The following is a 21,402-nucleotide window of genomic DNA, read 5'->3' on the forward strand; positions in this document are numbered from 1 at the left end:
GTATGAGTAAGCAGATCACTGTGCGGTTGCCGGACGAGCTGGTCGAGTTCATGGACCGGCTCGTCGACGACAACAAGGCATCCAGCCGGGCCTCCGTGGTGGCTCGGGCGATGGAGCGCGAGCGCCGCCGGGAACTGGCTGCCCGGGACGCCGCGATTCTGGCCGAGTACGGCGAGCCGTCCGACCTCGACGGACTCGCGAGCTACGCCGGCGATACCGCGCTGTCCGACCTCGACTGATGCGGCCGCTGCACATCGCCCGGCTGGACAAGCCCCGGCCCGTGGTGGTGCTGACCCGTGAGCTGATCCGGCCACGGCTGAAGAACGTCACCGTCGCCCCGATCACCAGCACGATCCGCGGCCTGTCGACCGAAGTACTGGTCGGCACCCAGAACGGCCTCGACCACCCGAGCGCGATCAGCTGCGACAACATCCAGACCATCCCGAAGCTCCAGCTCGGCCGCCTGATCGGCTACCTCCTCCCCGACCAGGAACTCCTCCTCACCGAATCCATCACCCTCGCCTTCGACCTGGACCCCCTCCGCTGACCGAGCGCCGTCGAAGGCCGGAGGAGTTTCACGCGGCCTCGGAGCGTCGGGTTCGCCGGGCCGCGGAGTGCAAGCTGTACATCGGGGTCCTGGGAGCGCGCGGGTCAGACCGGGCTGGGGCTCCAGCGGGGGTTAGCTCCTCTTGCGGGGGTTCGCCCCGCTTGCGGGGGTTCGCTCCGCTTGGAGGGGTTCGCCCCTTGCTCTGCCAGTGGGCGAACCCCTCCCCGAGGAGGTAAGCCGCCTGTTCGGGGGTTCGCTCCTCTTGCGGGGGTTCGCCGATCTTGCGGGGGTTCGCCCCGCTTGCGGGGGTTCGCCCCGCTTGCGGGGGTTCGCCCCTTGCTCTGCCAGTGGGCGAGCCCCTCCCCGAGGAGGTAAGCCGCCTGTTGGGGGGTCGTGCTGGGTTGGGGTGCGCAGGTCGGGTGGTGTGCCGGGGTGGGCGCTGGCCGGCGTGGGGCGGGTTGGGGGCTTCAGCGGGGTTAGCTCCTCTTGGAGGGGTTCGCCCCTTGCTCTGCCAGTGGGGGAACCCCTCCCGAGGAGGTAAGCCGCCTGTTGGGGGGTCGTGCTGGGTTGGGGTGGGCAGGTCGGGTGGTGTGCCGGGGTGGGCGCCGGCCGGCGTGGGGCGGGTTGGGGCTTCAGCCGGGTTAGCTCCTCTTGGAGGGGTTCGCCCCTTGCTCTGCCAGTGGGCGAACCCCTCCCCGAGGAGGTAAGCCGCCTGTTGGGGGGTCGTGCTGGGTTGGGGTGCGCAGGTCGGGTGGTGTGCCGGGGTGGGCGCCGGCCGGCGTGGGGGGTTGGGGCTTCAGCCGGGTTAGCTCCTCTTGGAGGGGTTCGCCCCTTGCTCTGCCAGTGGGCGAACCCTCCCGGAGGAGGCAAGCCGCCTGTCCGGCTATCTCCTCCCCGACCAGGAACACCTCCTGACCGACGGCATAACCCTCGCCTTCGATCTAAACCTCCCCTGATCTCCCCACCCCCGCCAGGCACCCCGCTCCGCCCCGGCACCCTCGCACCGGCACTGCCCTCGGCACGCCACACTCGCGGCAGCCGCGCTGACCCACCGCGCGCCAACCACAGCCACCGAGCGCCAGCAGCAGCGGCCACCTTGTGCACCACCTGAGCATCGCCCGGGCATGCGACTGCTCACCTCGTGCACAAGGTCACCCAGCGGCAACCCGACCGCACCACCCGGTCGCCGCGAAGACGATGGGGCTCGCGCACCTCTGCTGCTCGAGTACCTCAGCCGAGCTTCGTGACGTCCCGTACTGCGCCCTTGTCGGCGCTGGTCGCCATCGCGGCGTAGGCGCGGAGGGCGGCCGAGACCTTTCGGTCGCGGGCCTTCGGCGCGTAGACGCCGCCCAGAGCCTCGCGCCGAGAAGCCAGCTCCTCGTCCGGGACGAGCAGGTCGATCGAGCGGTTCGGGATGTCGATGCGGATCTGGTCGCCGTCCTGGACAAGGGCGATCGTGCCGCCCGAGGCCGCCTCCGGGGAGGCGTGGCCGATCGACAGCCCCGAAGTACCGCCGGAGAAGCGGCCGTCGGTGACGAGCGCGCACACCTTGCCCAGGCCGCGGCCCTTCAGGAACGACGTCGGGTAGAGCATCTCCTGCATCCCCGGGCCGCCCTTGGGACCCTCGTAGCGGATCACCACCACGTCACCGGGCTTGATCGCCTTGGCGAGGATCTTCTCGACCGCCTCTTCCTGCGACTCGCAGACGACCGCCGGTCCCTCGAAGGTCCAGATCGACTCGTCGACGCCCGCCGTCTTCACCACGCAGCCGTCGACCGCCAGGTTGCCCTTGAGGACCGCCAGACCGCCGTCGACGGAGTACGCGTGCTCGCGGTCGCGGATGCAACCGCCGGCGGCGTCCGTGTCGAGGGTGTCCCAGCGCTCGGACTGCGAGAAGGCCGTCGCCGACCGCTTGCAGCCAGGTGCAGCGTGCCAGAGCTCGACCGCCTCGGCGGAAGGCGAACCGCCGCGCAGGTCCCAGTTCTTCAGCCACTCGTCGATCGAGGCGCTGTGCACCGTGTGGATGTCCTCGTTCAGCAGCCCGGCCCGGTACAGCTCACCCAGGATCGCGGGGATGCCGCCTGCCCGGTGCACGTCCTCCATGTAGTAGGTGCCGCCCGGTGCCACGTTCGGCGCGACCTTCGCCAGGCAGGGCACGCGACGCGAGACGTCGTTGATGTCGTCCAGGTCGAAGTCGACCTCGGCCTCCTGGGCCGCGGCGAGCAGGTGCAGGATCGTGTTGGTCGAACCGCCCATCGCGATGTCCAGCGCCATCGCGTTCTCGAACGCGGCGCGCGAGGCCACCGTCCGGGGCAGCACGGTGGCGTCGTCCTGCTCGTAGTACCGCTTGGTGATCTCGACGACGGTCCGGCCGGCGTTCTCGTACAGCGCCTTGCGGGCGGTGTGGGTGGCGAGCACGGAGCCGTTGCCCGGCAGCGACAGGCCGATCGCCTCGGTCAGGCAGTTCATCGAGTTGGCGGTGAACATGCCCGAACAGGAACCGCAGGTCGGGCAGGCGTTCTCCTCGATCCGCAGGATGTCGGCGTCGGAGACGTTCTCGTTCACGGCCTCCGACATCGCGTCGATCAGATCGAGCTTGCGGACGGTGCCGTCGACCAGGGTGGCCCGGCCGGCCTCCATCGGGCCGCCGGAGACGAACACGGTCGGGATGTTCAGCCGCAGCGCGGCCATCAGCATGCCCGGGGTGATCTTGTCGCAGTTGGAGATGCAGATCAGCGCGTCGGCGCAGTGCGCCTCGACCATGTACTCGACCGAGTCAGCGATCAGGTCCCGCGACGGCAGGCTGTAGAGCATCCCGCCGTGGCCCATCGCGATGCCGTCGTCGACCGCGATGGTGTTGAACTCGCGCGCGATCCCGCCCGCCGCGTGGATCGCCTCGGAGACGATCCGGCCGACCGGCTGCAGGTGAGTGTGCCCGGGGACGAACTCGGTGAAGCTGTTCGCCACGGCGATGATCGGCTTGCCGAAGTCCTCTCTCGCGACGCCGGAGGCCTGCATGAGGGCGCGGGCGCCCGCCATGTTGCGGCCGTGGGTGACAGTGCGGGACCTCAGTTCAGGCACGACGATCTCTCCAGGTTGTTCCGGTGCGGCGGCTTCCGTCCACCTCGCATGGTGCCACCTCGCGTCCAGATACCGGTACTCCGGTCCCGCATCGCGGGCGTCACCTGAGCGGCCGCGGCCGCTTGGCCTGCTTCTGTCTGCGGAGGGATCTAGCCTGAGCAGATGGAGTCCGGGTTCGAGTTCCACGCCCGCGCGGCCGTGCCGGCGCTGCGGCCGTACCTGGGCGCCCTGATCGGTTACGCGTACGTCGACGAACCGCCGGAGGTGCACCTGGGACTCCCCTCGCAGTACCTGACGATCGTGATCAGCCTGGACGAGCCGGTCGGGGTGGCCTGGCCCGGTGCTCCGGTCGACAAGTTCGACACTCTCGTCGGCGGGCTGCACTCGACGGCCGTGCGGATCGGCGAGTCCCCCAACGTCGCCGGCATCCAGCTCGCCCTGACTCCGGCGGGTTCGCGGGCGCTGCTCGGTATCCCACCAGGTGAGCTCGCCTCGATCGTAATCAACCTCGAGGAAGTGCTCGGCCGACCAGCGCGGGAGCTCAACGAGCAACTGCGCGAGAGGACGACTTGGGAGCAACGGTTCGACCTGGTCGAGCGGTTGCTGCTGGAGAACTGGCGCGACGAGCCCGTGCCCGAGCCGAGGGCCGAGCTCGGCTGGGCCTGGCGACGGTTGTGCGAGACGGCCGGCGGCGTCGGAGTACAGGACTTGGCGACGGAGGTCGGGTGGAGCCGGCGGCATCTGACCGAGCGGTTCCGCGCGGAGTACGGGTTGGCCCCCAAGGTCACCGCTCGGGTATTGCGGTTCGAGCAGGCCGTCAACAGGCTGAAGGCGCAACCTACGACCAGGTTGGCGGATCTCGCGGCAGACCTCGGGTATGCCGACCAGGCGCACCTGACCCGCGAGTGGCACTCGATCGCCGGGTGCTCGCCGCGGCAGTGGATGACCGAGGAACTCCCATTCGTCCAAGACAGGAACGAGGACCCGCTGCCAGAGTCGGAGGCATGAACGCAACCGTGAACGAGACCCAGAAACAAGCCCACCAAGGTACTGCGATCGGCGTCTGGCCGACGTTGATCTATCGCGACGGACAGGCCGCGCTGAAGTTCCTCACCGAGGGCCTGGGCTTCACCCTCGTCGCCTCGTACGCCGGGGCCGCCGAAGGGTCGATCGCCCATGCCGAGCTGGCCTGGCCGGTCGGTGGTGGGGTGATGGTCAGCTCGGTCGACCGCAACGCCGAGCCGAACGAGTTCGACGCGTTCGTCGACCAGAAGTCCGCGGTGTATCTGGTGCACGACGACCCCGACGCGCTGTTCCCGAAGGCGATGGCCGCGGGCGCGACCGTGGTCCGGGAGATGCGCGAGGAGGACTACGGCTCGCGCGGGTTCAGCATCGCGGATCCAGAAGGCAACGTGTGGAGCATCGGCACGTATCGCGGCGAGATCGGCGCGTCGTCCACAGGGGCCCAGCAGTGACTGGGCAATCTCCGTAGAATCGCCGGGTGACCGAGACGAGCCAGCCACTGGACGACACCGCGAGCGAGGCCCTGGAGGTCTTGCACCGCGTGTTCGGGTATGCCTCGTTCCGTGGTGAGCAGCGGGACATCATCGAGACCATCGTCGGCGGCGGTGACGCCCTGGTGCTGATGCCGACCGGTGGCGGCAAGTCCTTGTGCTACCAGATCCCGGCGCTCGTCCGGCCCGGCGTCGGCGTGGTGATCTCGCCGCTGATCGCGCTGATGCAGGACCAGGTGGACGCGCTGCGAGCGCTCGGCGTCCGCGCCGGATTCCTCAACTCCACCCAGGACTACGAGCAGCGCCGCGAGGTCGAGCAGGCCTTCCTGTCCGGCGAGCTCGACCTGCTCTACCTGGCCCCCGAGCGGCTCCGGGTGGAATCGACCACGCGGTTGCTCGACCAGGGCAAGATCTCGTTGTTCGCGATCGACGAGGCGCACTGCGTCTCCCAGTGGGGTCACGACTTCCGGCCCGACTACCTGATGCTCTCGGAGTTGCACGAGCGCTGGCCCGACGTACCGCGGATCGCGCTGACGGCGACCGCGACCGAGGCGACGCACCGCGAGATCGCCACCCGGCTGAACCTGACCGACGCCAAGCACTTCGTGGCCAGCTTCGACCGGCCGAACATCCAGTACCGGATCGTCTCGAAGGACAACCCGCAGCGGCAGTTGCTCGACCTGCTGCGCACAGAGCACGCGGGCGACGCCGGCATCGTCTACTGCCTGTCCCGCAACAGCGTCGAGAAGACCGCGGTCTTCCTGACCCAGAACGGGATCGAGGCCGTGCCGTACCACGCGGGCCTGGACAGCCGGACCCGCGCGAAGAACCAGTCCCGCTTTCTCCGCGAGGACGGGCTGGTCGTCGTGGCGACGATCGCCTTCGGCATGGGCATCGACAAGCCCGACGTGCGGTTCGTCGCGCACCTGGACCTGCCGAAGTCGGTCGAGGGCTACTACCAGGAGACCGGCCGCGCGGGACGTGATGGGCTGCCGTCGACCGCCTGGCTGGCGTACGGCCTGCAGGACGTGGTGCAACAGCGCAAGATGATCGACACGTCCGAGGGCGATGCCGCGCACCGCCGCCGGCTCGGCACTCACCTCGACGCGATGCTCGCGCTCTGCGAGACCGTGCAGTGCCGCCGCGAGCAACTCCTGGCGTACTTCGGCCAGAAGGGTGAGCCCTGCGGCAACTGCGACACGTGCCTGATTCCGCCGGAGTCCTGGGACGGCACGATCCCGGCGCAGAAGCTGCTCTCGGCCGTCTACCGGCTGCAGCACGAGCGCAACCAGAAGTTCGGCGCCGGCCAGGTGATCGACATCCTGCTCGGCAAGACGACGCCGAAGGTGACCCAGTTCCGGCACGACGAACTGTCCGTCTTCGGCATCGGCACCGAATTGAAGGACACCGAGTGGCGTGGCGTGGTCCGCCAGTTGCTCGCGCAGGGATTGCTCGCGGTGGAAGGCGACTACGGCACGCTGCTGCTCACCGAGGACAGCGCCGAGGTGCTCGGGCGACGCCGCGAGGTGATGATGCGCCGTGAGCCCGAGCGAGCGCTGAGGTCTTCCCGGTCCAGCAGTGGCGGTAAGAAGAAGGCCGCCGCGGTCGACCTCTCCCCCGAGGCCACCCAGGTGTTCGAGCGCCTGCGCACCTGGCGGGCCGCCGTCGCCAAGGAGCAGGGCGTTCCGGCGTACGTGATCTTCCACGACGCGACGCTGCGGCAGATCGCCACCGACCTCCCCGGCACCCTGGCCGAACTCGGCAAGATCAGCGGCGTCGGGGAGAACAAGCTCGCCAAGTACGGCGAAGGTGTGCTCGAGGCGCTGGCCGCCTAGCAGCGGCTGGACCGCGGTGAGGAGTTCGGAGACCACCGTGTCCGAGTTCTTGTTGCCGTTGGCAAGCAGAACGGCGACAGCGACCTTCTTCTCCGGCACGGCGACCATGATGCTGGAGTAGTCGGGCATCTCGCCGCGATGACCGTACGCCGTCCCCGGGCCGAACGCCTGCGAGAACAAGCGGCGGCTGCGGCTTCTCCCCGTCCTGGAAGGCGGCCCGCTCCAGCCCGGCAGGCTTGGCGAGGTCGCGGCGCAGTACGGTCGCGAGCGGCTCGCCGGTCATCTTCTCGATCAGCATCCCGAGCAGCACGTAACTGGGATTGCTGTAGTTGTACGGGCTGTCCGCCTGAGTCGGCTCGGCCGTGTCGTAGGACAGCACCTGCTCCGCCGTCCAGTGCTTCCCCGGCGCCGCCGCGATCGCCTTTGTCCATCCTGGCGTCGTCGTCGGGCAGATAGTTCGGTACTCCGGACCGCATGCCGAGGTGTTGCCGCACGGTCGCGTTGTTCGCGGTCAGCTTGTGCTTCACGTACGCGGACGCCTTGGCCGGATCGAGTGGCGTGGTGCCGGGATCGGGCAGCTTGAAATCGACGGGCGTGGTGGCAATCGTCGGTATCGCTGTGTCCGAGCCCGCCGAGCATCCGGCCAGACTCAGTACCAGCACCGCGATCGTCAGCCCCACCCAGGTCGCACCATCCCCTGATGGTGACGCGTGCCGGGGTCATGTCGACCGCGAAACCTGTCGGGCCCGGTGGTTAGCGTGGCAGGCATGAACGATCTGCGAGAGCTGCACCGCCGGGTGATGGACGTCTCGACCTCAGTGGTCGCCCAGGTCCGGCCGGATCAGCTCGGCCTGCGAACGCCCTGCTCGGAGTGGGACCTCGGACAACTGCTGGCTCATATGATCGGCCAGAACCACGGGTTCGCCGCGGTAGCGCACGGCGAGACGAGGGATCGCTCGGTCTGGGCGGACCGGCCGGTCGTGCACGACCCCGCCAAGGAGTACGCGGCGTCGGCAGAGCGGGTGGTGGCGGCCTTCGCTGCGGACGACCTGTACGACCGGGAGTTCTGGCTGCCCGAGGTCCGCGGCGGCGTGACACTACCCGCCGAGACCGGGGTCAGCTTCCACTTCATCGACTACGTGGTGCACAGCTGGGACGTGGCTCGCGCGATCGACGTATCGGTGTCCTTCGACGAAGAGGTCTTGGCCGCCGCACTGCCGATCGCCGAAGCCGTGCCCGACGGCGCCAATCGAACAGCACCAGGCGCGGCGTTCCAGCCCGGCCTCGCGGTCAGCACTCCGGAGACCTTCGACCGCGTACTCGCCCTGCTCGGGAGATCGTCGGCCTGGACGGCTAACTCTTCAGCACCCTGATCGCGATGTCGGCGAAGTCTTGCACAGCCTTGGAACGGCGAGTCGCGGTCCAGGCCAGGCAGACGTGGTTCGGGCCGAGATCGTCGACCGGGACGCTGACCACGTCAGGGCGGGTGTAGAAGCTCGCCGTGGACAGCGGGAGAATCGAAATACCGTTGCCTGCAGCAACGTGTTCAAGCTTCTCCTCGACGTTGTGAAGGGTCGGCACGGGGCGGGGCAGGCCGTCGCGCAGCTCGCTGGCGATGTCCCGCCACTCCGGTACGGCGTCCGGATGCTGCAGCAGGTGCTCGTCGGCCAGGTCGCTGATCTCGATCGACGGTTTGCCCGCCAGCCGGTGGTCCGCCGGCAGCATCGCCACCCGGGGCTCGTCGAACAGCGGGCGGACGGTCAGCCCCTGCTGGTCGATCGGCAGCCGCACGATGCTCACGTCGGCCCTTCCGTCGTGCAGCACCTCGACCTGGTCCTCCCAGGTGGTCCGGAGCAGCTCGATCGTCAGCCCAGGATGCTGGCCGGTGAACGCCCGCACTGCCGCGGTGACGGTGATCCCGGGCATGAAACCGATGGTGAACGTCTTCGGGCCGCGGGCTGCTAGCACCACCCGGCGCCTCGCTGCTTCCGCCGAGGCGAGCAACGGCCGCGCGTCCTCGAGCAGTTGGCGCCCGGCCGCGGTCAGCTCGGTGGCCCGCTTGGTCCGCACGAACAACTGGACCTTGAGCTCGTCCTCCAGGGCGCGGATCTGCCGTGACAACACCGGCTGGGCGATGTGCAACCGCTCGGCCGCCCGCCCGAAGTGCAACTCCTCGGCCACGGCGACGAAGTACCGCACCTTCCGCAGATCGACGTCCACGCCACCTCCTGATACCGCCAGGGTATGACAGCGCTTGGAACGGGTCTTGGACGCGGGCCCCCGGACCGCGCAGAGTGGACGGGGTACAGCGAAAGGAGCGACGACGTGTCGCGCATTCTGATCACCGGTTCCGCCGACGGCCTGGGTCTGATGGCGGCCGAACGGCTACTGGACGAGGGCCACGAGGTCGTCCTGCATGCCCGCAACGAGTCCCGGGCCCGCGATGCCCGGGCGACCCTGCCCGGTGCGAGCGGGGTGCTGACCGGCGACGTCTCGAGCATCGCTGAGACGAAGGACCTGGCCCGCCAGGCAAACGAGTCGGGGCGGTTCGACGTCGTCATCCACAACGTCGCGGTCGGGTATCGCGAGCCGCGGATCGAGACGGCGGACGGCCTCGAGCACGTCTTCGCGATCAACGTGCTCGCGCCGTACCTGCTCACCGCGCTGATCGATCGCCCCAGCCGCCTGGTCTACCTCAGCTCGGGGATGCATCTCGGCGGCGACCTCGCCCTCGACGACCTGCAGTGGGTACGCCGTCGCTGGAACGGATCTCAGGCCTACTCCGACTCCAAGCTGTACGACGTGATCCTGGCCTTCGCGGTCGCCCGCCTCTGGCCCAGCGTCTCCTCGAACGCCGTCGACCCCGGCTGGGTCGCCACCAAGATGGGTGGCGCGGGCGCCCCGGGCGACCTGACCCAGGGCCCCGAAACCCAGGTCTGGTTGGCAACCACCCCGGACCCACCCACGGGCGGCTACTTCTACCACCTCCGCCCCTACCGCCATGACCGCGCCGCCGCAGACCCCAAGGTCCAAACCGGCTTCCTCAACGCCTGCCAGGAGCTCACCGGTGTCGAACTCACCGCCTGAGCTCACTCCTCGACCAGATAGAGCTGGTTCTGGTCGGGGTCACGGAAGGTGAACATGGGTGGGACGCCCGGCCAGACGAGCAGGTCGTCGGTGGACACGCCGGAGGCGGTGAGTGTGGCGTGGGTGGTGGCGGCGTCGGGGGTGACCAGGCGGATCCCGGTGTCGGTGCCGGTGGGGGTGGTGTCGGATGCCGGGACCAGAGCCAGGTTGGTGGTAGCTCCGGGTGGGGCGACGACGATCCAGCGGCCGCCGAGTTGCGGGAGCGGGGCGTCCATGTGCTTCTCAAATCCCAGCGTGCCGACGTAGAACTCGACGGCCCGGTCCTGGTCGGTGACCGGGATCGCGATCGTGCGGATGTCGGTGATGTGGTTCATCTCTGCTTCTCCTTGTCCGAAGTGCTTTCACTCCTAGGTAGAAGCCGCCCGGCCCACTTCGACATCGACGGCCCCGGCCATACGAACCTCCGGTACGCGGTACGACGCTGAGGTGGACGACGAAAGACCCGGACGGCTGTGCGGCAGCCGTCCGGGTCCCTGTTGGCTACTTGGTCGTGCGGCTTGCTACTTGGCGACCACGCGGAGCGTGAAGTCGGCCTCGCCGTCGCCGGTGACGCGGACGGAGTAGCCGGCCGAGCGCAGCGCGTCGTAGTCCTTGTTGGAGCTGACCCGGTCGCTGAGCGACTTGACCGCCTCGAAGTCGACGTAGCCGACCATCACGGCGCCCGAGCTGTCCGGCACGGCCTGCTTGAAGCTCTCGGTCTGGCCGAGGTTGCCGCCCTGCAGGACCTGGTCGGCATACGCCTTGTCGGTGGCGATCACCAGGGTGTCGCCGTCCTTGGCCTTCTCGATCGGGATGTTGACCGACGAGCGGGTACGGATCAGGTTGTTCACCTTGTCCACGACCGCCTCGGCCTTGCCCGGGTCGGTCTCCATCCGAGCGGCGATCTTCGGGCCGTTCGAGGTTTCCTTGTCCACCGCGATGGCGAGGTTCTTGCCCAGCAGCGGCTTCAGGTCGTCCGGCAGCGCCAGCCCGGTCTCCGCGGTGAACTGCTTCGTCAGCTCACCGAGGTTCAGCCCGGACGAGGACTTCTCCAGCTGGGTCCAGATCGTGCCGACCAGGTTCGCGCCGTCGGACAGCGCGAGCGCGCCGGCGGTCGTGTCGGGCAGCTTGCCGATCAGGTCACCGGCGTCGGACGCGTTGACCTTGATGCTCTGGTCGCCGTGCACGACGCCCTTCAGTTCGACGTACTGCGAGTCGAACCGCAGCGCCGCGGCCGCGCTCCCCTCGGGCAGCGCCGCCCGCTGGTCGTCGGTCAGCCGCTTGCCCGCGGCCAGCGCGATGCCCCTGGTGTCGGCCCAGAAGGAGGCGAACCCCTGCTCACCGAGGTCGGACATGTCCTTGCTGAACTTCGCGTTCTCCGACAGCGGGCTGTCCTTGCTGGCGGCAACGGCCGCGTCGACCGTCGGCTGGTCGTCGGACAGGATCACGTAGCCGTTGCTGAACGCCCGGCCCGGCTTGTCCTTCTCGTCCGCGAACAGCTTGTCCAGACCCTGGGTGGCCTTGCCCTCGTCCTTCACCTGGACCGCGACCACGGCGTCCGGCTCCTCGCCGTCCTTGCCCGGGACCGCGGCGAGACCGGCCCGGTCACCGAGCCACGGCTTGATGTCCTGGTCGAAGTCGACGTCGGCCAGGTCGTCGCCGGCGTCCTTCTTGATCAACTCGAACAGCTTCTGACGCAGGTCGTCCTGGTCGCTGTTGAGGCCGATCTTCTCCTTCGCGGACGGGAACTTCATCAGGTACCGCAGCGCGGCCACCTTCTGACCGGCCGAAGGGTTCAGGTCGATCCGGGCGTACGCGACGGCGTTGCCCGGCAGCACCGCGGCCGGCTGGTCACCGCCGGCCAACCGCCCGTAGGCGAAGACCGCGCCGCCGCCGATGACCGCGAGCACCGCCACGATGGCGACCAGCGGGATCAGCTTGCCGCGCTTCTTCTTCGGCTCCGGCTGCCACTGCTGCGCCTGCGGGAAACCCCCGTACGGCGGCTGGCCGCCCGGCGGGTAGCTGCCCTGCTCGTAGCCACCCTGCTCGTAGCCACCCTGCTGGTAGCCACCCTGGTAGTTGCCGGGGGCACCCTGCTGGTAACCGCCCTGCTGCTGGGTGTTCTGCGGGTAGTCGGGCGAACCAGGCTGCGGCCACAACGACCCCGACCCCTGCTGCGGTCCCGGCCCGTACTGCGGCCCATGCTGCGGCTGGTACTGCCCCGGCTGACCCTGGCCCGGCTGACCCTGGCCTCCTGGGTACTGCCCCGGTGGGTACTGGCCTGGCTGACCCTGACCCGGTTGGCCCTGGCCCGGGTACCCCGGGCCCTGCGGTGGGCCGCCGTACGGGCCCTGTGGTCCGCCGGCCGCGCCCTGGTGGCGCTCGCCCGACGGCGGATTGGTGTAGTCGGACATGATTCCCCTCGCGTCGCCGGTGGCCTCACCACCGGACGGAACAGGCTATTGCACCTGCGGCGAGGATTGTGACGCGGCAGATGACGAACTGGTTGCAACCGGTTCTGCCCGCCAGGTGGACGCGGCGATTATCGCCGTTGCAAGGGCCGCTCCGACCAACCAGGAGGCCAGCGGAGTCCACGTGTGCAGCTCCAGCGGCGCGGCCAGCAGGTCACCCGGCTTGGACGCCTCCAACCGCGGCTGCAGCGGATCGTGCCCCAGCAGCATGCCGACGCCCCAGGCGATACCACCACCGAGCGCCGAGCCGAGCACCACAGTGCCGACTGCCCACGGCCCGTAGTTGCGCAACCACCAGAAGAGAGCAGCCCCGACAAGGAGCCCAGCCAGGAAGCCGATCGCCGTGAAGGTGCCGTCCGGGCCGAAGATCTTGGTCATCTGCTCTTCGCCGAGCGAACCACCGCGCTCGTCCACCGTGTACTGCGCGAGCGGCGAGAACTGCTGCCACGCCCACCCTGCCACCACTCCGACAACCAGGAATACCGCGATCGTCACAGCGATCGCCTTGCTCCACGGCATCTTCGGATCCGGCAACACCGGCATGGGCTGCCCGAACTGCGGGTTCTGGGCGTCGCCGAACGGCTGCTGGTATGGCTGCGGTTGCTGCTGCTGACCTGGCTGTGTCACCCCGTCAGTGTGACGCACCGGCGAAGGGCCCTGGCTCACCGGTGCCTCAGCTGGCCAGACACGACGGTCCGAGCAGTGCCTTCAGGTCCGCCATCAGCGAGGAGGTCGGGGTGACCCGGAACCGGTCGCCGATCCGCATCACCGTCGTCTTCTGCCGGGCCTGGAGCCGCAGTTGCACCTCGGTCATGCCCGGGTGCGACTGCAGCACGTCGCGGAGTTGCTCGACCAGCGGCGGCGTACAGCGGTTGACCGGCATGGTGATCACCACCGGCCCGCTCGGGCCCTCGGTCAGGTCGGGCACGGTGACGTCGGAGCCGCTCAGCTCCACCCGGTCGTCGCGGCGGCGCAGCCGGCCCTTCATCAGGATGATCGCGTCGTTGGTGAGCAGGTGCGCGGCCAGCTGGTACGCCGAGGAGAACATCATCACCTCGATCGAACCTTCGAGGTCCTCGATGGTGACGATCGCGTAGATGTCACCGCGCTTGTTCACCTTGCGCTGCACCGCGGTGACCAGGCCGCCGATCGTCACCTGGGTGCCGTCGGGGCGGTCCTCGTCGGCGAGCAGCTGGCCGATGGTGCAGTCGGTGCCGTTGGTCAGCACGTGCTCGACGCCGAACAGCGGGTGGTCCGAGACGTACAGCCCGAGCATGTCGCGCTCGTGCGCGAGCTTGGTCGCCTTGTCCCACTCCTCGATCTCGGGCACCGTCACGGTGAGCCGGCTGTTGCCGTCGCCCTGGTCGGAGTCGTCGCCCATCGAGAACAGGTCGAACTGACCGTGCGCCTCGTTCCGCTTGAGGTCGATCGCCTCGTCCACGGCCTGCTCGTGCACGGCGACGACGGCCCGGCGGGCGTGCCCCATCGAGTCGAACGAGCCGGCCTTGGCCAGCGACTCGATCACGCGCTTGTTGCAGACCGGCAGCGGCACTTTGTCGATGAAGTCGACGAAGTCGGTGAACCTGCCTTCGGACTCGCGCGCGCCGACGATCTCGGCCACCACGTTGACGCCGACGTTGCGGATCGCGGACAGGCCGAAGCGGATGTCGGTGCCGACCGGGGTGAAGTTCGAGTCCGACTCGTTCACGTCCGGCGGCAGCACCTTGATGCCCATCCGGCGGCACTCGTTCAGGTAGATGGCCATCTTGTCCTTGTCGTCCTTCACGGACGTCAGAACAGCCGCCATGTACTCCGCGGGGTAGTTCGCCTTCAGGTAGGCGGTCCAGTACGAGACCAGCCCGTACGCCGCCGAGTGGGCCTTGTTGAACGCATAGTCGGAGAACGGGACCAGGACGTCCCAGAGCGCCTTGATCGAGGCGGCGCTGAAGCCGTGGTCCTTCATCCCGGCCTCGAAGCCGACGTACTCGGCGTCGAGCACTTCCTTCTTCTTCTTGCCCATCGCCTTACGGAGCAGATCCGCCTTGCCCAGGCTGTAGCCGGCCAGCTCCTGGGCGATCTTCAGCACCTGCTCCTGGTAGACGATCAGCCCGTACGTCGGGCCCAGGATCGGCTCCAGCGCGTTCTCCAGCTCCGGGTGCAGGTAGGTGATCTCCTGCTGCCCGTTCTTGCGGAGCGCGTAGTTGGTGTGGGAGTTCGCACCCATCGGGCCAGGCCGGTAGAGCGCGCCGACCGCGGAGATGTCCTCGAAGCTGTCCGGTTTCATCAACCGCAGCAGCGCCCGCATCGGGCCGCCGTCGAACTGGAAGACGCCGAGGGTGTCGCCCCGGCCCAGCAGCTCGAACGTCGCCTTGTCGTCCAGGGTGTTGCCCAGCCCGTCCAGGTCGACGGTGAAGCCGTGCGCGGCCTCGATGTTCTTGATCGCGTCGTCCATGATCGTCAGGTTGCGCAGACCCAGGAAGTCCATCTTGACCAAGCCGAGCGTCTCGCAGCTCGGGTAGTCGAACTGGGTGATCACCTGGCCGTCCTGGTCGCGGCGCATGATCGGGATCAGGTCGATCAGCGGCTCGCTGGACATGATCACGCCGGCCGCGTGCACGCCCCACTGGCGCTTCAGGTTCTCCAGCCCGCGCGCGGTGTCGACGATCTTGCGGACATCCTGGTCGGACTCGTACAGCTGGCGGAACTCTCCGGCCTCGGAGTACCGCTTGTGGTTCGGGTCGAAGATGCCGGACAGCGGCACGTCCTTGCCCATCACCGCGGGCGGCATCGCCTTGGTGATCCGGTCCCCCATCGCGAACGGGTAGTCGAGCACCCGGCCGGCGTCCTTGATCGCCTGCTTGGCCTTGATCGTGCCGTAGGTGACGATCATCGCGACCCGGTCGTCGCCGTACTTCTCGGTGACGTAGCGGATCACCTCGGGGCGGCGGCGGTCGTCGAAGTCGATGTCGAAGTCGGGCATCGACATGCGTTCCGGGTTCAGGAACCGCTCGAAGATCAGGCCGTGCCGCAGCGGGTCGAGGTCGGTGATCCGCATCGCGTACGCGCACATCGAACCGGCGCCGGAACCACGGCCCGGGCCGACCCGGATGCCGTGTTCCTTGGCCCAGTTGATGAAGTCCGCGACGACCAGGAAGTACCCCGCGTAGCCCTTCGAGGTGATGACCTCGATCTCGTACTCCGCCTGCTTGCGGACGTGGTCCGGCACGCCATCGGGGTACCGCTTGTGCAAGCCGGTCTCGACCTCGGCGACGAACCAGGACTCCTCGTTGTGACCGTCCGGGCAGGGGAAGCGCGGCATGAACCGGCCCTCGCCCTCGGTGAAGGTCACCTCGCACTGCTCGGCGATCAGCAGCGTGTTGTCACACGCCTCCGGCAGCTCCTTCCACACCTCGCGCATCTCGGCCGCGGTCTTGACGTAGAACTCGTTCGAATCGAACTTGAACCGGTTCGGGTCGGACAGCGTCGAGCCGGACTGGACGCACAGCAGCGCGGCGTGCGCGGTCGCGTCCTCGGGCTTGGTGTAGTGCAGGTCGTTGGTGGCGACCAGCGGCAGGTCGAGCTCGCGGGCCAGCTTGAGCAGGTCCTTCTGGACGTCCCGCTCGGCGCCGAGGCCGTGGTCCATCAGCTCGCAGTAGTAGTTCTCCTTGCCGAAGATGTCGCGGAACTCCGCGGCGGCCTCGACGGCCTCCTTGTACTGCCCGAGCCGCAGCCGGGTCTGCACCTCGCCGGACAGGCAGCCGGTGGTCGCGATCAGGCCCTGGCCGTAGGTGTTCAGCAGCTCGCGGTCCATCCGGGGCTTGAAGTAGTAGCCCTCGAGGCTGGCCAGCGAGCTCATCTTGAACAGGTTGTGCATGCCGGAGGTGTTCTTCGCGAGCAGCGTCATGTGCGTGTACGCACCGGAGCCGGAGACGTCTACGCGTCCGGCGTTCGCGTCGCCCCACTTGACCCGCTTCCGCTCGCTGCGGTGGGTGTGCGGGGTCAGGTAGGCCTCGACGCCGATGATCGGCTTGACGTCGTACTTCTTCGCGGTCTTCCAGAACTCGTACGCCCCGAACACGTAGCCGTGGTCGGTGGTCGCGATCGCCGGCATGCCCATCTCCTGGGCCGTTTTGAACAACTCGTCGATCCGCGCGGCGCCGTCCAGCATGGAGTACTCGGTGTGCACGTGTAGATGCACGAAACTGTCGCTGGACGCCATGTCTTCGCAGACCTCCCAGAGGCGTGTGTGAGCGGGACCAGCCCACCTTATGTTGGCCTACCGACAGTCCTCGAACCGGCGCTCCGGCGCGGGACCGGGCCGCCCGATATCCGGTCGGCCGAAGCACCCGGCACACTGAGAGCGTGGTCCGGTTCGCGGTGGTCGTGGCAGCGGTGGTGCTGCTGGTGCTCGCCGTGATCTGGGGATTTCAGCGCCGCCTCATCTACCTGCCTGACACGGCCGCCGTCGCATCGGCGGCGACGGTACTGCCCGGCGCCCGCGACGTCGTGCTCGAGGCCGACGACGGTGTGCGTCTCGGAGCCTGGCTGATGCCGGCCGGCGAACCCGACCGCGGCATCGCGGTACTGGTCGCCAATGGCAACGCGGGCAACCGAGCGTCCAGAGCGCCGCTGGCGCGAGTTCTGGCTGCTGAAGGGCTGACGGTCCTGTTGTTCGACTACCGCGGCTACGGCGGCAATGCAGGAGGTCCCAGTGAGCGCGGGTTCGCCCGGGATGTCCGCGCGGCGCAGCGGTACCTCGTCCACCAGGCCGGTCTGCCACCCGGCCGCATCCTGTACTACGGCGAGAGCCTCGGGGCAGCGGTCGTCACCGAGCTCGCCGCCGAGATCCCGCCGGGCGGACTGCTACTGCGCTCACCCTTTGTCGATCTCGCCGCGGTCGGGCGGGCCCATTACCCGTTCCTCCCGGTCAGTCTGCTACTCCGGGATGAATACCCGCTCGCCGATCAACTGGGAACAGTAAGAGCGCCGGTGACAGTGGTATTTGGAGCCGACGACTCCATCGTCCCGCCCGAGCAGAGCCGAACTGTGGCAGCCGCAGCGCCCATGCTCAAGAATCTGATCGAGATACCAGGCGCGGACCACAACGACCCTGTCCTCGGGCATGGCCCCGCACTGGTCGCGGCCGTCGTCGAACTCGCCGACCAGGTCGCCAGAACCTCGTGAGCTAGTCGAGCACGGCGGTCGCCTCGACCTCGACCAGGAGGTCAGGCTCTCCGAGCGCGGAGACACCGATCAGAGTGATCGGCTTGACCGGGTCGACTCCCAGCGCGGCGGCCGCGCGCGACATCTTCACCCAGCAGGGCTGGGTCTAGACGAGTTCGCGGGTCTCCCCGTCGATCACGAGGGCCTGTCCGTCGCGCATCTTCAGATGCCGTACGCCGGTACGCTCGTACAGCTCGGCGACCTTCTCCAGCAGCTCCGTCTCCGGGTGTCCCGGGGAGTTCAGGTGCGGGACGATCGCCTCGTCGAGCACGCCGAGGCCCTCCCAGATCACCTCGCCCTCGACCTGGGTCACGTCGTCGCAGAGCTCCAGCCCGCGCAGGCTCGGGGCCAGCACACACGGTCCGGCGCTGTAGCCGGCGTAGACGAGTTCCTCCGAGCGGATCAGCTCCGGCAGGAACATGTCGGCGCCGCTGCGGGCCAGGGCTACCCGGAGCAGGAAGACGTTCCCGCCGCGCACCCACAGTCCGTCGTACTGCGTGAGCCGGGCGCGCAGGTCGGAGTCGGCGCGAGCGCCACCGTTGGAGTACGAGCGGAGGTCGACCTCCTCGGGGCGCAGCCCGAGCTCGGTCAGCCATTCGATCTCCGCGGCCACCTTCTCGCGGCGGAGCGCGGGGTCTTCGGCGTCGATCGCGTTGCAGATCACCGCTACCCGTCCGGCGGCGGGCAGCAGCGCGACGAGGCGCTCCGGGTGGTCGCCCAAGCGGAAGGACGAGAGGTAGAGCTTCATGGGCTTACTGCGTGGCGGCCAGTTGGTCGAGGGCCTGGTCGAGGTCTGCCGGGTACTCCGAGGTGTACTCGACGTATTCGCCGGAGCCCGGGTGGTTGAAGCCGAGGCGCATGGCGTGGAGCCACTGGCGGGAGAGCCGTAGGCGCTCGGCGAGCACCGGGTCGGCGCCGTACGTGAGGTCGCCGCAGCACGGGTGCCCGATCGCGGACATGTGGACGCGGATCTGGTGCGTCCGGCCGGTCTCCAGGGTGATCTCGAGCAGCGTCGCGAACCGGAAGGCCTCGAGCGTCTCGTAGTGCGTCACACTCGGCTTGCCACCCGCGACCACGCCGAACTTGTAGTCGTGGTTCGGGTGCCGGTCGATCGGCGCGTCCACGGTGCCGGTGAACGGGTCGGGATGACCCTGTACCAGCGCGTGGTAGATCTTGTTGACCGTGCGCTCCTTGAAGGCACGCTTGAGCACGGTGTAGCTGTACTCCGTCTTGGCGACCACCATGAGGCCCGAAGTACCGACGTCGAGCCGGTGCACGATGCCCTTGCGCTCCGCGGCGCCGCTGGTCGAGATGGAGAAGCCCGCGCCCGCCAGGTGCCCGATCACGGTCGGCCCGGTCCAGCCCGGCGACGGGTGCGCGGCCACGCCGACCGGCTTGTCGACCACCACGATCTCGTCGTCGTCGTGCACGATCCGCAGGTTGTCGACGGTCTCCGGTACGACGGTGATCTCGCCGGGCGGCGGGGGCAGTTCGACGTCGAGCAGCACGCCGGCCGTCACCCGGGCGGACTTCAGCGCCGGGGATCCGTCCATCTGCACCAGCCCGGACTCGATCAGCTCGGCGGCCTTGGTCCGGGAGACGCCGAACAACCGCGACAGCGCGGCGTCGAGCCGCTCACCGGCGAGGCCGTCGGGGACCATCACCGTGCGAGAGTCGCCGCTCACTTCTTCCCCACGTCCTTGGTGCCGTCGAGCTTGATTCCCCGCAGGGTCTGGATCACCAGGAGCACCGCGGCCGAGGTGACGGCCATGTCGGCGACGTTGAAGATCGCCCAGTGCGGGGTCTGCAGGAAGTCGACCACGTGACCGTGGAACGCCGACGGCTCGCGGAAGATCCGGTCGGTGATGTTGCCGACCGCGCCGCCGAACAGGAGGCCGAACGCGACCGCCCAGCCAACCGAGCCGAGCCGCCGGGACAACCAGACGACGCCGACCGCGACGATGATCTGGACCGCGCTGATCACCGGGGTGAAGTCGGACCCCAGGCTGAAGGCGGCCCCGGGATTGCGGATCAGGTTGAACTTGAGCAGCGACCCGATCACATTCACCGGCTCCCCCGGCGTCAGCTGTTGCAGCGCCAGCGCCTTGGTCAGCTGATCAAGCCCGAGCACCAGCAACCCGACAACAGCGAACACCACCATCAACCGCCACGACGGCGGCTTGCGACCGCCGCCGTGCTCGTCAGCGGAGGTGGTGTCGTCTGGAGGCGGGGACGACGGAGAACCGGCCGACTCGAGGTCGGCCGGTTCGGTCTGGGGGTCAGCTGACGCGTCCCCTGGCAGGTGGGACGGTTCTGATTCGCTCAGCGGCGTTCTTCGCGTTCTTTGCATGACACGCACAGTGTCGCACGCGGGAACGCCTGCAACCGCCCCTTGCCGATCGCCTTGCCACAGCTCTCGCACACGCCGTAGGTGCCGTCGTCGATCCGGGACAGCGCCCGCTCGATCTGGTCCAGCATGTCGCGGGCGTTGTTCGCCAGGGACATCTCGTGGTCCCGCTCGAGGGTGGTCGAGCCGACGTCGGCCTGGTCGTTGCCGGCCCCGTCGCCACCGTCGCGGAGCAGACCGACGATCTCCTGCTCGGCGTCGCGGATCTCTTCCTTCAGGTGCACCGCGTCCGCCTCGAGCTCACCGCGCAGCTCTTCCATCTCGGCCGCGGTCCAGGGAGTCTCGCCCTCCTTGACGGTGAGCGTCTCGGCCTTCTTCACGGGCGACTTGGGCGGCGCCGTGGCCGGGGTGCGGTTCTCGTTCGTCTTCATAGCCACCCTCTTCGTCGATGTCTGCTTGGCAGGGGTCTTCTTCGCCGCGGTCTTCTTGACCGCAGCTTCAGTGGAATTCGCGGCGCTCTTCTCGGCCGCGGCCTTTCGTCGGGGGGCGGACTTCTTCGGAGCCGATGTAGCCATGGTCGACTACCCCCTGCCTTCGTCGGAGACTGAAGCGGACTGGTCGCAAGACAGTAGGACACGCGAAGACCACGTGCCAGCCCGACGCGCAGACCGTGGACATACGGTAGTCGGTTCTTCAAGCCCGCTCGATGTTCCGCGCGTCACAGCCACATGTCGGACAATGTTCAGGCAAGCAATTGCTTCAGTTTCGGCCCGATCTCAGCCTCGCTTCCCGCCACCTCGAGCAGCTTGTCCCGGCTGGTCGCGCCGCGTACCAGCGTCACCGCGGAGCGTCTCACCCCCAGTGCCTCCGCCACCGCTTGCAGAACAGCCTTCGTCGCCTGTCCCTCCACCGCGCGGGCCGCCACCGCGACCACCAGGGCCGCACCCGAGGGTCCGTCATACCGGCCCCCGACGGCGGTCCGGGACGCGCCCGGTTTCACCCGCACGAGAATTCTCATGGACGAATTGTCTCCTGACCACCGATTAACGATTCGTAGTCGCGTGGTGCGGAGTCGTACACTTTCCCAACGCGACCGCAAGGCATTGATGGGGCTATCACCCCGGAGTCGCCGGAAGAACAGTCCGCCAGGACCCAGTAGAACCGGCAGCGACGCGCAATGAAGTGGGTGATCGCCACCAGGTCACCAAGAAGGGTGGTACCGCGGAGCCCGGCGACAGCGCCGGCGCCTCGTCCCTTC

The 21,402-nt window shown here is 68.5% G+C and carries 21 protein-coding genes; 8 read left to right on the forward strand and 13 right to left on the reverse strand.

Annotated features, from left to right (window positions below):
* Positions 1–2 precede the first annotated feature (2 nt).
* Both EV644_RS06725 and EV644_RS06730 read left to right on the forward strand, forming a co-directional pair.
* Positions 3–239 (forward strand): ribbon-helix-helix domain-containing protein, encoded by a 237-nt coding sequence (locus EV644_RS06725; protein WP_132188038.1) that lies wholly within the window; start codon positions 3–5, stop codon positions 237–239.
* A complete protein-coding gene (locus EV644_RS06730; RefSeq protein ID WP_132188037.1) occupies positions 239–547 on the forward strand; it encodes a type II toxin-antitoxin system PemK/MazF family toxin in 309 nt (102 codons plus the stop codon). The genes EV644_RS06725 and EV644_RS06730 overlap by 1 nt, the downstream gene beginning before the upstream one ends.
* A 1,230-nt stretch (positions 548–1,777) precedes the next feature.
* On the opposite strand, the gene ilvD is transcribed toward EV644_RS06730, so the two are convergent.
* Positions 1,778–3,628 carry a dihydroxy-acid dehydratase gene (ilvD, locus tag EV644_RS06735; RefSeq protein ID WP_132188036.1) on the reverse strand — a complete coding sequence of 617 codons (1,851 nt, stop codon included), beginning with the start codon at positions 3,626–3,628 and terminating at the stop codon, positions 1,778–1,780.
* A gap of 162 nt (positions 3,629–3,790) precedes the next feature.
* Here ilvD and EV644_RS06740 point away from each other — a divergent pair, with 162 nt between their 5' ends.
* Genes EV644_RS06740 through recQ form a run of 3 tightly spaced genes read left to right on the forward strand, consistent with a single transcriptional unit; the run spans position 3,791 to position 6,977 of the window.
* Positions 3,791–4,636 (forward strand): AraC family transcriptional regulator, encoded by an 846-nt coding sequence (locus EV644_RS06740; RefSeq protein WP_132188035.1) that lies wholly within the window; start codon positions 3,791–3,793, stop codon positions 4,634–4,636.
* Positions 4,633–5,103, forward strand: a complete 471-nt coding sequence (locus EV644_RS06745; protein WP_132188034.1) for a VOC family protein — start codon at positions 4,633–4,635, stop codon at positions 5,101–5,103. Before EV644_RS06740 ends, EV644_RS06745 begins: the two co-directional genes overlap by 4 nt.
* A gap of 26 nt (positions 5,104–5,129) precedes the next feature.
* The gene (gene recQ / locus EV644_RS06750) at positions 5,130–6,977 is read left to right on the forward strand and encodes a DNA helicase RecQ (RefSeq protein WP_199239674.1); all 1,848 of its coding nucleotides are present in this window, start codon (positions 5,130–5,132) and stop codon (positions 6,975–6,977) included.
* Here recQ and EV644_RS47680 read toward each other — a convergent pair.
* On the reverse strand, positions 6,910–7,356 hold the full coding sequence (locus EV644_RS47680) for a serine hydrolase (protein WP_158292759.1): 447 nt from the start codon (positions 7,354–7,356) through the stop codon (positions 6,910–6,912). The two genes, recQ and EV644_RS47680, sit on opposite strands and share 68 nt — an antisense overlap.
* 388 nt (positions 7,357–7,744) lie before the next feature.
* Here EV644_RS47680 and EV644_RS06760 point away from each other — a divergent pair, with 388 nt between their 5' ends.
* Positions 7,745–8,350: a TIGR03086 family metal-binding protein gene (locus EV644_RS06760; protein ID WP_132188033.1), complete on the forward strand. Its 606-nt coding sequence runs from the start codon at positions 7,745–7,747 to the stop codon at positions 8,348–8,350.
* On the opposite strand, the gene EV644_RS06765 is transcribed toward EV644_RS06760, so the two are convergent.
* Positions 8,331–9,197, reverse strand: a complete 867-nt coding sequence (locus EV644_RS06765; RefSeq protein ID WP_132188032.1) for a LysR family transcriptional regulator — start codon at positions 9,195–9,197, stop codon at positions 8,331–8,333. The two genes, EV644_RS06760 and EV644_RS06765, sit on opposite strands and share 20 nt — an antisense overlap.
* Before the next feature lie 105 nt (positions 9,198–9,302).
* Here EV644_RS06765 and EV644_RS06770 point away from each other — a divergent pair, with 105 nt between their 5' ends.
* Complete coding sequence (locus EV644_RS06770) at positions 9,303–10,064, forward strand: SDR family NAD(P)-dependent oxidoreductase (protein WP_132188031.1); 762 nt, start codon at positions 9,303–9,305, stop codon at positions 10,062–10,064.
* Between the two features lie 2 nt (positions 10,065–10,066).
* Here the strand turns inward: EV644_RS06770 and EV644_RS06775 are convergent, their stop codons facing one another.
* The 4 genes from EV644_RS06775 to dnaE all read right to left on the reverse strand — a co-directional run bounded on the left by EV644_RS06775 (position 10,067) and on the right by dnaE (position 16,793).
* Complete coding sequence (locus tag EV644_RS06775; RefSeq protein WP_132188030.1) at positions 10,067–10,438, reverse strand: VOC family protein; 372 nt, start codon at positions 10,436–10,438, stop codon at positions 10,067–10,069.
* Positions 10,439–10,624: 186 nt separating this feature from the next.
* A complete protein-coding gene (locus EV644_RS06780; RefSeq protein WP_132188029.1) occupies positions 10,625–12,517 on the reverse strand; it encodes a DUF3352 domain-containing protein in 1,893 nt (630 codons plus the stop codon).
* A 45-nt stretch (positions 12,518–12,562) separates the two neighbouring features.
* A complete protein-coding gene (locus EV644_RS06785; protein WP_241998004.1) occupies positions 12,563–13,201 on the reverse strand; it encodes a hypothetical protein in 639 nt (212 codons plus the stop codon).
* A 46-nt stretch (positions 13,202–13,247) separates the two neighbouring features.
* Entirely contained in the window at positions 13,248–16,793 is a 3,546-nt protein-coding gene (gene dnaE, locus EV644_RS06790) for a DNA polymerase III subunit alpha (protein WP_132188027.1), read from the reverse strand.
* A gap of 143 nt (positions 16,794–16,936) precedes the next feature.
* Here dnaE and EV644_RS06795 point away from each other — a divergent pair, with 143 nt between their 5' ends.
* Positions 16,937–17,758, forward strand: coding sequence for an alpha/beta hydrolase (locus EV644_RS06795; protein WP_132188026.1), 822 nt, complete (start codon positions 16,937–16,939; stop codon positions 17,756–17,758).
* 1 nt (position 17,759) lies between these two features.
* Here the strand turns inward: EV644_RS06795 and EV644_RS47095 are convergent, their stop codons facing one another.
* From EV644_RS47095 to EV644_RS06825, 6 genes are all read right to left on the reverse strand, one after another.
* Entirely contained in the window at positions 17,760–17,888 is a 129-nt protein-coding gene (locus EV644_RS47095) for a RidA family protein (RefSeq protein WP_255511281.1), read from the reverse strand.
* Positions 17,889–17,903: 15 nt separating this feature from the next.
* Complete coding sequence (locus EV644_RS06805; protein ID WP_132188025.1) at positions 17,904–18,545, reverse strand: Type 1 glutamine amidotransferase-like domain-containing protein; 642 nt, start codon at positions 18,543–18,545, stop codon at positions 17,904–17,906.
* Positions 18,546–18,549: 4 nt separating this feature from the next.
* Positions 18,550–19,458 (reverse strand): RluA family pseudouridine synthase, encoded by a 909-nt coding sequence (locus EV644_RS06810; RefSeq protein ID WP_132188342.1) that lies wholly within the window; start codon positions 19,456–19,458, stop codon positions 18,550–18,552.
* Positions 19,459–19,478: 20 nt separating this feature from the next.
* Complete coding sequence (gene lspA / locus EV644_RS06815) at positions 19,479–20,147, reverse strand: signal peptidase II (RefSeq protein WP_132188024.1); 669 nt, start codon at positions 20,145–20,147, stop codon at positions 19,479–19,481.
* Positions 20,120–20,719, reverse strand: a complete 600-nt coding sequence (locus EV644_RS47685; protein ID WP_132188023.1) for a TraR/DksA family transcriptional regulator — start codon at positions 20,717–20,719, stop codon at positions 20,120–20,122. The genes lspA and EV644_RS47685 overlap by 28 nt, the downstream gene beginning before the upstream one ends.
* 167 nt (positions 20,720–20,886) lie before the next feature.
* Positions 20,887–21,162 carry a DUF167 domain-containing protein gene (locus EV644_RS06825; protein ID WP_132188022.1) on the reverse strand — a complete coding sequence of 92 codons (276 nt, stop codon included), beginning with the start codon at positions 21,160–21,162 and terminating at the stop codon, positions 20,887–20,889.
* Positions 21,163–21,402 lie beyond the last annotated feature (240 nt).

It is taken from the genome of Kribbella orskensis, from assembly GCF_004342085.1.
Taxonomy (GTDB): domain Bacteria; phylum Actinomycetota; class Actinomycetes; order Propionibacteriales; family Kribbellaceae; genus Kribbella; species Kribbella orskensis.